Origin of the sequence: Vibrio sp. (assembly GCF_050299255.1) — a bacterium.
Taxonomy (GTDB): Bacteria; Pseudomonadota; Gammaproteobacteria; order Enterobacterales; family Vibrionaceae; genus Vibrio.
Window position 1 is genome coordinate 62906 of the sequence record NZ_JBNKVP010000001.1, and the last position, 14081, is coordinate 76986.

Annotated in this window: 12 protein-coding genes and 1 other annotated feature (1 of these 13 cut by a window edge); of the genes, 6 read left to right on the plus strand and 6 right to left on the minus strand. The window is 53.0% G+C overall.

What is annotated here, in order from left to right:
* Positions 1 to 85 precede the first annotated feature (85 nt).
* A complete protein-coding gene (ubiU, locus tag ACQY6F_RS00285) occupies positions 86 to 1099 on the plus strand; it encodes a ubiquinone anaerobic biosynthesis protein UbiU (protein WP_428771282.1) in 1014 nt (337 codons plus the stop codon).
* Between the two features lie 9 nt (positions 1100 to 1108).
* Positions 1109 to 1999 (plus strand): U32 family peptidase, encoded by an 891-nt coding sequence (locus ACQY6F_RS00290; RefSeq protein ID WP_428771284.1) that lies wholly within the window; start codon positions 1109 to 1111, stop codon positions 1997 to 1999.
* Between the two features lie 61 nt (positions 2000 to 2060).
* Here the strand turns inward: ACQY6F_RS00290 and nlpI are convergent, their stop codons facing one another.
* From nlpI to rpsO, 3 genes are all read right to left on the minus strand, one after another.
* Complete coding sequence (gene nlpI / locus ACQY6F_RS00295; protein WP_428771286.1) at positions 2061 to 2996, minus strand: lipoprotein NlpI; 936 nt, start codon at positions 2994 to 2996, stop codon at positions 2061 to 2063.
* Between the two features lie 138 nt (positions 2997 to 3134).
* Positions 3135 to 5279 (minus strand): polyribonucleotide nucleotidyltransferase, encoded by a 2145-nt coding sequence (gene pnp / locus ACQY6F_RS00300; protein ID WP_428771289.1) that lies wholly within the window; start codon positions 5277 to 5279, stop codon positions 3135 to 3137.
* A 296-nt stretch (positions 5280 to 5575) separates the two neighbouring features.
* Entirely contained in the window at positions 5576 to 5845 is a 270-nt protein-coding gene (rpsO, locus tag ACQY6F_RS00305) for a 30S ribosomal protein S15 (RefSeq protein WP_428771291.1), read from the minus strand.
* 214 nt (positions 5846 to 6059) lie between these two features.
* Between rpsO and mtnN the strand changes: the two genes are divergently transcribed.
* The 4 genes from mtnN to ACQY6F_RS00325 all read left to right on the plus strand — a co-directional run bounded on the left by mtnN (position 6060) and on the right by ACQY6F_RS00325 (position 9244).
* Positions 6060 to 6755, plus strand: a complete 696-nt coding sequence (mtnN, locus tag ACQY6F_RS00310; protein WP_428771293.1) for a 5'-methylthioadenosine/S-adenosylhomocysteine nucleosidase — start codon at positions 6060 to 6062, stop codon at positions 6753 to 6755.
* Between the two features lie 12 nt (positions 6756 to 6767).
* Entirely contained in the window at positions 6768 to 7721 is a 954-nt protein-coding gene (locus ACQY6F_RS00315; protein WP_428771295.1) for a cobalamin biosynthesis family protein, read from the plus strand.
* Positions 7711 to 8553 (plus strand): vitamin B12 ABC transporter substrate-binding protein BtuF, encoded by an 843-nt coding sequence (gene btuF, locus ACQY6F_RS00320; RefSeq protein WP_428771297.1) that lies wholly within the window; start codon positions 7711 to 7713, stop codon positions 8551 to 8553. Before ACQY6F_RS00315 ends, btuF begins: the two co-directional genes overlap by 11 nt.
* Before the next feature lie 70 nt (positions 8554 to 8623).
* Positions 8624 to 9244 (plus strand): TRIC cation channel family protein, encoded by a 621-nt coding sequence (locus ACQY6F_RS00325; protein ID WP_428771299.1) that lies wholly within the window; start codon positions 8624 to 8626, stop codon positions 9242 to 9244.
* 73 nt (positions 9245 to 9317) lie between these two features.
* Here the strand turns inward: ACQY6F_RS00325 and thrC are convergent, their stop codons facing one another.
* The 3 genes from thrC to thrA are packed head-to-tail and all read right to left on the minus strand — an operon-like array spanning position 9318 to position 14030.
* Complete coding sequence (gene thrC, locus ACQY6F_RS00330) at positions 9318 to 10601, minus strand: threonine synthase (RefSeq protein WP_428771301.1); 1284 nt, start codon at positions 10599 to 10601, stop codon at positions 9318 to 9320.
* Positions 10598 to 11554 (minus strand): homoserine kinase, encoded by a 957-nt coding sequence (gene thrB, locus ACQY6F_RS00335; protein WP_428771516.1) that lies wholly within the window; start codon positions 11552 to 11554, stop codon positions 10598 to 10600. Before thrB ends, thrC begins: the two co-directional genes overlap by 4 nt.
* 16 nt (positions 11555 to 11570) lie before the next feature.
* Positions 11571 to 14030: a bifunctional aspartate kinase/homoserine dehydrogenase I gene (gene thrA, locus ACQY6F_RS00340; RefSeq protein WP_428771303.1), complete on the minus strand. Its 2460-nt coding sequence runs from the start codon at positions 14028 to 14030 to the stop codon at positions 11571 to 11573.
* Between the two features lie 30 nt (positions 14031 to 14060).
* Positions 14061 to 14081 (minus strand) — a sequence feature (Thr leader region) (it continues 98 nt past the right edge of the window).

The following is a 14081-nucleotide window of genomic DNA, read 5'->3' on the forward strand; positions in this document are numbered from 1 at the left end:
AGGCACCAACTTGCCTTATGTCAATTCTCCTTATTGGTTTTAACACTAGAATTCCAAACACTTTTCTCTCAATGGGATCAAAGCAATGGAACTTCTATGCCCAGCAGGAAATCTGCCGGCTTTAAAAACCGCCATCGATTGCGGTGCGGACGCGGTATACATCGGTTTCAAAGATGACACCAATGCCCGCCACTTCGCCGGACTCAATTTCACCGGTAAAAAGCTCGATAAAGCCGTCCAGTACGTCCATGACCACAAAAGAAAAATTCATGTTGCGCTGAACACTTTTGCCCATCCGGATGGTTTTCAGCGCTGGACAGATGCCGTTGACAGCGCCGCTGCAGTCGGGGTAGACGCCCTGATCGTGGCCGATATCGCGATTCTGGACTATGCCGCCAACAAGTATCCTGAGATGGAGCTGCACCTTTCGGTGCAGGCGTCCGCCACCAATGCCGCGGCAGTGGATTTCTATGCCAACAACTTCAATGTCAAACGGGTGGTGCTGCCTCGGGTACTGTCTATCCATCAAGTCAAACAGCTGTCACGCAGCATCAACTCCAATGTTGAGCTGGAAGTGTTTGCCTTCGGCAGCTTATGCATTATGGCGGAAGGACGCTGTTATCTATCGTCTTACATGACCGGAGAATCCCCCAATACGGTGGGCGCCTGTTCACCGGCCAAATACGTACGTTGGCAGGAAACCGAACAAGGGCTGGAATCTCGTCTGAACAATATACTCATCGACCGTTACAGTCCGGGAGAAAACGCCGGCTACCCAACCTTGTGCAAAGGCCGCTTCGTCACGGATCTGAATGGTGAAGATAAGCGTTATCACGCTCTGGAAGAGCCCACCAGCCTGAACACTTTGTCTCTGCTGCCAGAGCTGTTTGCCGCCAATGTCGCCTCGGTCAAGATTGAAGGGCGTCAGCGCAGCCCGGCTTATGTCGAACAGGTGACCCGAACCTGGCGTGCCGCCATCGATCGCTACCTGGCCAATCCCGAGCAGTACCAGGTCGAAGCGGCTTGGGATGCAGCCTTGGCCAATGTATCGGAAGGCAGTCAGACCACCCTTGGTGCCTATCATCGCAAGTGGCAATAGGAGAAAATCATGCAACAACCACTCAAATATGCCCTGGGGCCACTGCTCTACTTCTGGCCAAAACAGGATGTCGAAAGCTTTTATCAGCAGGCCTGTGACAGCTCAGCCGACATCGTTTACCTGGGCGAGTCGGTCTGCTCCAAACGGCGCGAGCTAAAACCCGCCCACTGGTTCGATCTGGCCCGGGAACTTTCAGCGGCTGGCAAGCAGGTGGTGCTGTCCACTATGGCGCTGCTGGAGGCGCCGAGTGAAGTCAACGTGATGAGGAAATATGTCGACAACGGCGAATTTGCCATCGAAGCCAACGATGTTTCCGCCATTCAGCTCGCGTACGACAAGCGGGTGCCGTTTGTTGTCGGACCGGCGGTCAACACCTACAACGCCCATACGCTCAAGCTGTTTCTCAAACAGGGTATGATCCGCTGGTGTATGCCGGTAGAACTGTCGCGGGAATGGCTGGCCAATATCCTGAGCCAGGCAGAACAGCTCGGCATCAGGGAGCAGCTACAAGTGGAAGTGTTCAGTTACGGTTACCTGCCGCTGGCCTATTCGGCGCGCTGTTTTACGGCCCGGGCAGAAAACCGTGCCAAAGATGACTGCGAAACCTGCTGCATCAAGTATCCGACCGGTATCCAGGTCAGCAGTCAGGAAGGTCAGGAAGTATTCAATCTGAACGGTATTCAGACTCAGTCCGGATACTGCTACAACCTGATCAATGACTTAAAGGGTATGCCGGGGTTGGTCGATGTAGTCCGTCTCAGCCCGTTAGGCGTGGAGACCTTTGACCGGCTGAACCAGTTCCGAGGCAACGAACAGGGCCATCAGCCGGAGCGGCTGGCTGACCGCCAGTGCAATGGCTATTGGCACCAGTTGGCGGGCCTGGAGGTGAAACAGCTTTAACCCGCCTAGCGGCCACCACTTCAGAATAAAAAACACCGGCTAACCGCCGGTGTTTTCTGTTTTACTCTTCTTGCTGCGCGGCAATGCCATTCGCCTGCGCCGCTTTCGCTGCGGCTACTTGCTCGGCTCGCACGGTATTGTAGATGCGATTTAACTCCACAAACGAATACTTATGTTCAATGTATTCAAACACATTGAATGAGATTGCCATCTTGTACAGAGACAGGGCGCTGGCCAAATCCCCATCCAGATGATAGCGCTTCGCCATGTAGTAATAAGCTTCCGTTAACCGTTCTGCCAACAGGGTGTTATCTTTAGTGCCTTCAATAATGGCACGGAAGGTTTGATCGTCCGGAGCCTGTTCAAGCAAGATGGACACCAGTACCCAGCCCCACTGCTCATCGCGGTCCTGGAAGCGGGTTAGCAAATGTTCACGGGCCGCTTCGGGATCTTTCTTCGCCTCAACGATATACAACCACATCGCTCTGAACGGATCGGTCGGATCGTTCTCGTAGTGTCGTTTCATTGCCTCGATGGCCATCTCGGTACGGTCACCGTAATAGAGCGCCACCGCCAGGTTCCGCTCGGCATAGACATTCTCCGGGTCCAGCTCCAGACAAGATTCAAACGCTTGATAAGCGGCGTCAAATTCGCCTATCTGGGTATAGTAAACCCCGAGCAGGTTGAACAGATCCGGCTGAACCGGGTAGTAGCTGAGCGAACGATCAAAATCGAGCCGGGCCAGGTCTTTCAGGCCCACATTGTCGTAAAAGCTGCCCCGCTCATAGAGCATTTTTGCACGAACTTTGTCTGATAAATCAGGGCGTTGAAGTAACTGTGTCAGCCTGGCGATCTGCACCTGCTGCTGGACACTTGACTGCAATGGTACCGCCATCGGCGGATAAACCCAGCTGTCAGCTTGTTGGGAAGCAGTCGATGTACAGCCGGCGGCTAACATCAGCACAAGGCTAGCAATTGTCGGTCGGAACCATTTCACAAATAGATACTCCTTTCGCCAGCAATTAAGTGGAAACTGACGTTTTGTCGACATAAAAAAGGGAGCGACGATGCTCCCTTTATAGCATGAATATTACCTTAAGGGCGAATGCACCTTAACAGTAATGTAACATCATACTTATTCTGCGTCCGAGGCCGAACCGTCTTGTTCTACTGCAGCATCTGCTTCCGCTGGTTTTTCTACCGCTTCTTTCATGCTCAGACGAATACGGTTCTGACGGTCAATCTCTAGTACCTTAACCGGTACTTCCTGACCTTCGGTCAGGTAGTCAGACACTTTCTCAACACGCTTGTCAGCGATTTGTGAAATGTGTACCAGACCTTCTTTCGCGCCAAGGACAGCAACAAAGGCACCGAAATCTACGATTCGTGTTACTTTACCATTATAGATCTTACCAACTTCAACTTCCGCGGTAATTTCTTCGATACGACGAATCGCTTCTTTGGCTGCTGTACCTTCGGTCGCAGCAATCTTAATGGTACCGTCATCTTCGATTTCGATAGTCGTGCCAGTTTCTTCCGTCAGCTGACGAATTACCGCACCGCCTTTACCGATCACGTCTTTGATCTTATCTGCACTGATCTTCATAGTGTGAATACGAGGTGCAAACTCAGAGATGTCATCACGAGCACCAGAGATAGCCTGATCCATCACAGACAGGATGTGCATACGTGCACCCTGTGCCTGGTTCAGTGCGATCTGCATGATCTCTTTGGTGATACCTTCGATCTTGATGTCCATCTGCAGCGCAGTAACACCATTAGAAGTACCGGCTACTTTAAAGTCCATGTCACCCAGGTGGTCTTCATCACCCAGAATGTCAGACAGAACCACAAAGTCGTCGCCTTCTTTCACCAGACCCATTGCGATACCCGCTACAGAGGCTTTAATTGGCACACCGGCGTCCATCAGCGCCAGAGAAGTACCACACACAGAAGCCATTGACGATGAACCGTTAGACTCAGTGATTTCAGATACTACGCGAATTGTGTATGGGAATTCGTCGATGCTTGGCATTACCGCAGCAATGCCGCGTTTAGCCAGACGACCGTGACCAATTTCACGACGCTTAGGTGAACCTACAAAACCTGTTTCGCCTACACAGTATGGAGGGAAGTTGTAGTGCAGCAGGAAGTAATCTTTACGCTCACCGGTCAGCTCATCGATGATTTGCGCATCACGCTGGGTACCCAGAGTGGCAGTGACCACAGCCTGAGTTTCACCACGAGTGAACAGAGCAGAACCGTGGGTACGTGGCAGCACACCGGTACGAACGTCCAGCGCACGGACCATGTCTTTCTCACGACCATCGATACGTGGTTCACCGGCAATAATACGGCCGCGTACCACTTTCTTCTCCAGGGAACCAAGCATCTTCTTGATTTCCATTTCGTCTTGCTCTTCATCTTCTGCAAGAATCGCCGCAACAACTTCGTTCTTAATTGCACCGACCTGGTCATAACGGGCCATTTTCTCGGTGATCTGGTATGCATCGGCCAGACGAGCTTCGGCTAGATCGGCGATTTTCGCTTTCAGTTCAGCGTTGGTTTCTGGTGCAACCCAATCCCATGCTGGAGTGGCGACTTCCGCTGCAAATGCATTGATCGCGCTGATAACGGTTTGCTGCTGATCGTGACCAAATACTACGGCAGACAACATTTGCTCTTCAGACAGGTTATCCGCTTCAGATTCCACCATCAGTACCGCTGATTCAGTACCGGCAACCACCAGATCAAGACGAGAGTTCGCCAGTTCGCTCTGGCTTGGGTTCAGTACCAGCTCACCGTCGATATGACCTACGCGCGCGGCACCGATAGGACCGTTAAACGGAATACCGGAAATCGCCAGCGCTGCAGAAGTACCAATCATGGTTGGGATATCTGGTTGAACATCAGGATTAACCGACATCACAGTCGCAATCACCTGAACTTCATTGGTGAAGCCATCAGGGAACAGTGGACGGATTGGACGGTCGATCAGACGAGCAGTCAGTGTCTCACCTTCAGAAGGGCGGCCTTCACGCTTGAAGAAGCCACCCGGAATTTTACCGGCGGCGTAAGTACGCTCTTGGTAGTTTACAGTCAGTGGGAAAAAGTCCTGACCGGCTACCGCTTCTTTCTTACCTACGACAGAGACGAATACTGCTGTATCGTCCATGGTCACCATCACTGCGGCGGTTGCCTGACGAGCAATCACACCGGTTTCTAGCGTTACGGTGTGATTACCGTATTGAAACGTTTTTACAACTGGTTTTTCAAACATTGTTATTCCTTTCTCTGAGCAGTGCTCAGATAGAGTTAATGAATTCTCAATGCATTACTAATCGCGACTAGTAAAAACAGGCTGAATTTCAGCGCGCGAAAGCGAGCCAAAAGGCGCTAACCCACTTTTAATAGCCGCGACCACGTGGCCGACTTGGTTGACTGTAATGCAATGAGTAGTGAAGGAAATTTCCCGAGAGAGAAATCGCCGTGCGTAGTATAACGGCTTAAACGAGGTTTGGCTAAAAATAGCCGACAAAAAAGGGGCCGATGGCCCCTTTTTCGAACAAACTGATCTTAGCGACGTAGGCCCAGACGTTTGATTAGGTCGTGGTAACGGTCCAGATCTTTACCTTTCAGGTAGTCCAGCAGTTTACGACGACGAGAAACCATACGTAGCAGACCACGACGGCTGTGGTGATCGCCTTTGTGAGCTTTGAAGTGACCTTGCAGGTGGTTGATTGAAGCAGTCAGCAGAGCTACCTGTACTTCTGGTGAACCAGTGTCGCCTTCAACACGTGCGTATTCAGCAACGATTGCTGCTTTAGTTTCTGCATTCAGAGACATAATTCTCTCCTAAAGAGTTAAGTTTATCGTTGTGCCAGCCAATCTCTGATTCAGCCGGCACGAGAAGCGCGAATTATAGGAGAAAGCCAACAGGGGCGCAACCGCTAAATTGCATCCAGCCACTATTCCGGACGCGAAAACTTGGCGGCCACAGAAAGATTCATGATAAACTGCGGCCACTATTTTAACCGACTAATTAGACACAGGTTCGGACATGAAAATCGGCATCATCGGTGCAATGGAACAAGAAGTCACCATCCTTAAACAAGCGCTGGAAAACTGTCAGCAAATGAACAAAGCCGGCTGCACCTTTTACACTGGTCAGCTCAACGGCGTCGAGGTGGTGCTGCTGCAATCGGGAATCGGTAAAGTGGCCGCGGCCATCGGTACCACCATACTGCTGGATGAGCATCAGCCGGATGTGGTCATTAATACCGGTTCTGCCGGTGGCTTCGATTCGTCACTGAATGTTGGCGACGTGGTCATTTCCAGCGAAGTCCGCCATCACGATGCGGATGTGACTGCATTTGGATATGAAATGGGCCAGATGGCCGGTCAGCCGGCCGCCTTTGTTGCCGACGAAAAGCTGATGGCCGTTGCCGAGCAGGCACTTGGCCAGTTTGCCGATCAGCACGCGGTGCGCGGTTTAATCTGTACCGGCGATGCCTTTGTCTGCACCGCAGAGCGTCAGCAGTATATCCGCCAGCACTTCCCAGCTGTCGTTGCCGTGGAGATGGAAGCGTCCGCCATCGCTCAGGCCTGCTACCAGTTTGGCACCCCGTTTGTGGTGGTACGCGCCATCTCAGACGTCGCAGACAAAGAATCACCAATGAGCTTTGAAGAGTTTTTGCCGGTGGCGGCACAAAGCTCGTCCAAGATGGTGATGAAAATGGTCGAGCTGCTGAAATAACCGGAAGCGGCAATGACGGCCTGGTCGATACCTTTTTACAGTAACGGCGCGCTGCTGGTGATGTGGGGCGCGCTGATTATGCACCTGCTGCTGCCCCTGCCTCGCGCTAGTCACCCGATGGCTCTTTGGCGCAAATTCGCTGAGTTACTGGCGGCGAAAGTCAACGGCCGGCACAGTTACTCACAGAGTATGCTGTCCGGCACACTGGCGCTGCTGTTAATGCTGCTGCCCGCCCTGGCGGTACTCTGGGCAATGAAGCCATTGGTCTGGCAGCCGCAATTATTTGACCTGGCCCTGCTGCTGCTGGCGCTCGACTGGCGTAATACCGAAACCTTCGGCCAGCGATTTACCGTCGCCCTCGCCCATGACGACAAGCCCGGTGCCCGGCGCATACTCGCCCCCTGGGTTAATCGCAGTACCGATACCCTTTCTCCACTTGGACTGGGCAAAGCCGGAACGGAAACTCTGGTCGTGGGTTACGGCCGTAACCTGATTGCGGTGCTGTTCTGGTACGGACTGCTAGGCGGTATTGGTGCGCTCTGCTATCGCTTGATTCTGGAACTGGCCCGCGGCTGGTCACCGTCGAGACAGCAATATTCACCGTTTGGTCTCCCTGCGGTCAGGCTGCTGGCCTGGCTGGACGTCATCCCATTGCGGCTGCTGGCGGCGATGGTTGCAACGGGACAGCGCGGTCGCGAAGTGTGGCAGCTGATTAAACAGCAAACACCTTCCTGGCCCTTACCGGGGCCGGCCTGGCTACTGGTCGCGGTGGGCGCTAAGTTGCAACTCACTCTGGGTGGTCCGGCGATCTATCAGCAACAAAAAGCCGTCAGAGCCAAAATCGGTGGTCGCATTGCACCATCGGCGCTGCATCTGGCTCAGGTCCGCAAGCTACTGTTTGGCCGCGCCATGCTGTGGATTTTTCTGCAGAGCCTGGTGATGGGAGTCCTCTACCATGGTGTTTAACCGCGTCCCACTCTGGCTGATGTTGAGCTGGCTATTGCTGTTATGGCCAAACCTACTGTTGGCCAAACCTGCCCTGCGAATAGTCAGTCTGGCCCCGCACGCAACCGAAATCGCCTACGCCGCCGGGCTGGGTGCACAGCTTGTCGCGGTCAGCGATTACAGTGATTGCCCGGCTGAAGCGCGCCAACTGCCGAAAGTCGCCAACTATCAGAGCATCAACCTGGAAAAGATCATTGCTCTGCAACCCGATTTAATTATCGCCTGGCCCGCAGGTAACCCGGCCAAGCCACTGGAAAAACTGGCCCAGCTCGGCTTTAATATTTACTACTCCCAGACCGAACAGCTGGAGCAGATCGCCAACAACATCGAACAGCTCAGCCAATACGCGTCTGATCCGTCGCCGGGTATTGAAGCGGCCAAGCAGTTTCGCACCCGGCTAGCGCAGCTAAAGCAGCGTTATCGCCATGCTGAACCCGTGCGTTACTTCTACCAGTTAAGTGAGCAACCGATCATTACCCTCGCCCAGGGTAAGTGGCCGAGCGAGATTTTTCAGTTCTGCGGCGGCGTCAATGTGTTTGCCAGCAGCGCCGCTCCCTACCCTCAAGTGGGCATTGAACAGGTTCTGCGGCAAAACCCTGAAGTCATCTTCAGTGCCAGTCACTTAGCCCGACAGGACTCGCGCTGGCACGACTGGCCGCAGCAGTTGCAGGCGGTGGCGAATCAACATATCTGGTCACTCAACTCTGACTGGCTGAACCGACCGACCCCACGCAGCCTGCTGGCGATCGAACAAGTATGCAAATACTTTGATCTAGTTCGCAAAAATCACTAACGAATTGGCACATTTTGCCGTAAAATTCTCCGCCATAACTGTTCCCCCTAACTAATGAGACTTCAGTGACATGGATTCCATGCTGCTTTACATTTTTGACCTCTGCGGCACCGCAGTTTTTGCAATTTCCGGCGTTCTGCTGGCCGGCCGACTGAAAATGGACCCGTTTGGCGTCGCTGTTTTAGGCAGTGTGACGGCAATAGGTGGCGGAACCATCCGGGATATGTCATTAGGCGCGACGCCAGTATTCTGGATCACCGACTCCACTTATATCTGGGTGATACTGCTCACCTGCCTTGCTACCATGCTGCTGGTACGCAAACCTAAACGGTTATCCTGGTGGATATTGCCGGTATTCGACGCGATTGGTCTGTCGGTGTTTGTCGGAATCGGTGTTGAAAAAGCGCTGCAATTTCAGGAATCCGCTCTGATTGCCATCATCATGGGCGTGATCACCGGTTGCGGTGGAGGCATCATTCGAGATGTGCTGGCGCGTGAAGTACCGATGGTATTGCGAAGTGAAGTTTACGCCACCGCCTGTATTGTCGGCGGGACATTCCACACCACAGCATTAGCGATGGGCTACGACAACGCCACCGCGTTTTTATCCGGCGTGTTCTCCACTCTGATCATCCGTCTGGGCGCCATTCGCTGGCATTTAGCGCTACCGACTTTTGCCATCAACCGTTAACCGGTCATTTTGCGACAGACAAAAAAAGAGGCCACAAATGTGGCCTCTTGTACATCTGCTGAAAGTACCAGGATTAATTTTGCACCCGGCGCAGTACCGCTTTTAATGCATCAAAATCGGCATCCAGCTCTTCGGACAACAGCTCCATCTGCGCATGTTTGGCCAGTGGAGCCGGCAGTTCGATATCCGTGGCGAGGATCTCATCGACCACTTCTTTAAACTTGGCCGGGTGGGCAGTACACAAAAACAGACCGGTTTCTCCTTCTTGTAACTGCTGCTCCAGAACACGATAGGCGATCGCACCATGCGGCTCACACAGGTAGCCCTGCTGGTGCAGTTCAACCACCGAATCGGCACTTTGTTGATCGCTCACCGCACCTTTACCCAGAGTTTCCAGCCCCCACTGCTTAACCCGGCACAGCTCTTCTATGCGCGGCCAGTTGTTCGGCTGACTGACGTCCATTGCATTGGATGTGGTGGCTACGGTTGGTTTTGGATCCCACTTCCCGGTGTCCAAATAGCGTGGCACGGTGTCATTGGCATTGGTGGCGGCAATAAAGCGTTTGATCGGCAGGCCCAGCGCTTTGGCCAGCAGACCAGCGGTCAGGTTACCAAAGTTACCACTAGGGACCGACACCACCAGATTTTCCCGCTCACTCTTAGACAACTGAGACGCCGCTTCAAAGTAGTAGCAGATTTGCGCCATCAGGCGGCTGATGTTGATCGAGTTGGCGGAGTTCAGGCCAATCTCTTCTCGCAGCGGAGCATCATCAAACGCTTGCTTGACCAGTGCCTGGCAGGCGTCAAAGTCACCATTAATGGCGACAGTATGGATATTTTTACCCAGGGTGCAGAACAGCTTTTCCTGTAATGGGCTGATTTTACCTTTCGGATACAGAATCACCACGTTGATGTCTTCCATACCATAGAAAGCGTGGGCTACCGCCGCGCCGGTATCGCCGGAAGTCGCTGTCAGAATGGTGATCTTACCGCCATCAGATACGGCGGCCAGAGACTGGGCCATAAAGCGGCCACCAAAATCTTTAAATGCCAGAGTTGGGCCGTGAAACAGCTCTAATGCATAAATGCCCGGTTTGACTTGCTGAATAGGTGCCGGAAATTGAAACGCGGCATCCACCATGGCGCTGACTTGATCTTCAGACAGCTCATCACCAATCAGTGCAGACAAAATCTTGCTGCTACGAGGGACAAAATCTTCAGCTAACAAGCTGTCGATATCGTCAAGTACCGGCAGTTCTGCCGGAAAAAACAGGCCCTGATTACGGCCCAGACCTTGGCGCACGGCTTGGCCAAAGGAGACTTGTTGATCATTTTCTTTGATGTTGTAAAGCTTCATAGCTCACTTCCTGTCACTACCGATCCTTGCTTGTCGAGACGACAAACGTGAACGAATCCTTCTTCATTTTGTACGTAATTTTGTTCTAGCCAACGGGCAACACGTTCTGCGACGTCTTGTTGTTTGCAGATACTGAACAGCGTTGGCCCACTGCCCGATATCCCGGTTGCCAATGCACCGGCGGAGGCTGCATATTGACGAGCATCGGCAAAACCAGGCAGTAGTTTCTCACGATATGGCTCTGCGATCACATCTTTGATCATTTTCGCCGCCAGTTCCGGCTGACCGGAGTAACAGGCGTGAATAAAGCCTGCCAGGTGACGACCGTGGTTAATGACATCCTGGCGGCGATACTGGGACGGCAGGATTTCACGCGCTTCCGCGGTGGACACCTTGATGCCCGGATAGGCCATCACCCAGTACCAATCATCAAAACAGGGCACACTCTGGCTAATGATACCGAGCTCTTCCAGCATCAGTTGTAAGCCGCCGAGATAACACGGTGCCACGTTATCGTAATGCACGCCACCGGAAATTTGCCCTTCCATTTCCCCCATCAGCGCCAGCAGCTCAGTTTCGTTCAGCGGCTGGCCATGAAAGCGGTTCAGCGCATCCAGCGCCGCGACGATAGAACAGGCACTGGAACCAAGGCCTGAGCCGATCGGCATGTTCTTTTCCAGCGTCATCGCGACCGGCTTGAGTGTGACACTCTTGCGGTCCAGCTCCCTGGCAAACACGCGCCAGCAGTCGTAGACGATGTTGTCTTTTGCCTGACTTGGTAATTTATCGACAAACCGACCTGCCGTGCTGAGGGTGAACGCTTCCGTTCCGGCGGCTACCGCCACCCGGTCCCCCAACAGGGTACCATCAATGGGCGAAACGGCCGCCCCCAGTACATCAAAACCGACACTGACGTTGCCAATCGACGCAGGTGCGTACACCACGACATCCATTTCTTGACTCATTCTGTTAAACCCCTAGTTTCCAACCCAACGTACGCATCACATCAGCAAATACCCCAGCAGCGGTAACTTCGGTACCGGCACCGTAGCCTCGGAGCACCAGTGGGATCGGCTGATAGTAGCGGCTGTAAAACGCCAGCGCGTTTTCACCATCTTTAATTTTATTCATCGGATCGTTGCCATCGACAGCTGCGATCCGTACCCGGCACTTACTATCCTGGATTTCACCGACGTAGCGGAGCACCTGGCCCTCTTCTGCGGCGCGGGCGCACCACTCCTGGAAGTACGCATCGGCTTCCGGCAGGCGGGCCATAAACTCTTCCACAGAGCCTGAATCATCGAAGCCTGGTGGCAACGCCTGGTCAACCACGACGTCTTCCAGCTCTAGGTTCATCCCCGCTTCACGAGCCAGGATCAACAGCTTACGAGCAACATCCATACCGGACAGGTCATCACGTGGATCCGGTTCGGTAAAGCCGTTGTCACGGGCGATTTTAGTGGCTTCACTCAGGGTCATGCCTTCATCCAGCTTACCGAAGATGTAAGACAGCGAACCGGACAGAATACCGTTAAATTTCTCCAGTTCGTCACCGGCAGAGATCAGGTTCTGCAGGTTTTCAATAACCGGCAATCCTGCCCCTACGGTGGTCTCATACATCAGCTTACGGCGGGAACGACGCGCCACATCACGCAGCTGATGGTAATAAGCCATGCTGGCGGTATTGGCTTTTTTGTTCGGGGTTACCACATGGAAACCTGCTGACAGGAATTCCGCATACTGGTTGGCAATTTCATCACTGGAAGTACAGTCAACCAGTACCGGGTTAATGATATGATTGCGCTGCACCAGGGCTACCAGGCTGGAGAGGCTGAACTGTTCAGAGGCATCCTGCATACGGTCACGCCAGTGATCCAGCGGCAGGCCAGCGCCATCGAGTAATAACCCTTTGCTGTTGGCCAGGCCACAGACCCGCAGAACGATGCCTTTCTCGGCCAGTTTCTGCTGTTGGCGATGAATCTGATCCACCAGTTCGCCACCGACGCCGCCAACACCAACCACAAAAACGTCCAGGAAGTGTTTGGAGTTAAACAAGTTTTCGTGACAAGCTTTGATCGCTTCAGAGATTCTGTCTTCCGGAATAACCGCTGAGATAGCACGTTCTGAAGAGCCCTGAGCGATAGCGACGATATTGACGTTAACCTCAGCCAGCGACGAGAAGAATTGTGAGGCGACACCACGTGAGGTGCGCATGCCATCACCAACCAGAGTCACGATGGCAACGTCATCGATAAATTCCACAGGTTCAAGCAGGCCATCTTTGAGTTCCAGTTCGAAGGCATCTCTCAACGCTTGTCCGGCTTTCAGTTTGTCTTCGTTTTCAATACAGAAGCTGATGCTGTATTCCGATGACGACTGGGTGATAAGAACAATGGACACACCAGCAGAGGACATGGCGCCAAACACCCGGCTGGCCATACCCACCATGCCTTTCATCCCAGGGCCAGACACGTTCACCATAGTCAGGTTACTTAACGTGGTGATACCTTTGATCGCCAGCTTGTCTTCACCGGTGTCCTGGCCGATGAGCGTACCGGCACCTTGTGGATTGAAACTGTTTTTGATCAAGCAGGGGATGTGGAATTGGGCGATCGGGGCAATGGTTTTCGGGTGCAGTACGGAGGCACCGAAATAGGATAGCTCCATTGCTTCCTGATAGCTGAGCGATTTGAGCAGTCGGGCATCGTCGACCAGGCGGGGATCACAGTTGTACACGCCGTCTACATCGGTCCAGATTTCGCAGCAATCGGCCCGTAAACAAGCCGCCAGAACTGCCGCCGAGTAGTCTGAACCGTTACGTCCCAACGTCACCAGTTCACCCTGACTGTTACCCGCGGTAAAGCCAGGCATGATATTCACGACGTTAGCAGGCAGAGGATCATTGCGGAAATTTTGGGTCGAGATATCGACGTCGACCATAGCTTCAAGGTGATCACCTTGCGCCAACAGATATTTTACCGGGTCGATAAGATGAGCAGGCTGTTGCTTCGCTTCCAGAACCGCTTTCATCAGCTGAATAGAGATTCGTTCGCCTTTACTGATGATACGTGCATTGACATTGTTCGGGCACATGCCCAGCAGAGCGATGCCATGAACAAATTGACGCAACTGGTTCATCGACGACTCAATCTGTTGCTGATAACCGCTGTCGTCCAGTTCGGGAACGGACTGCTTAATTTCACTGACTAAACTGGCAAACGAATTTTCCAGTTCAACGATCTGTAATTCCGCTTCCCCTTTGCGCAATGCGCTGTCGATAACCGCCACCAGCTTGTTGGTGGTTTTTCCCGGCGCCGACAATACTACAGCGACATCCTCTTGCTGTGCATTATTGGCAATGATATCCGCCGCTCTTAGAAAACGTTCGGCATCGGCTAACGACGATCCCCCAAATTTTAGTACTCGCATCCCTTCCTCCCAAAATATAAAAATCGGCGATAAAAAAAGGCCTGTACCGTG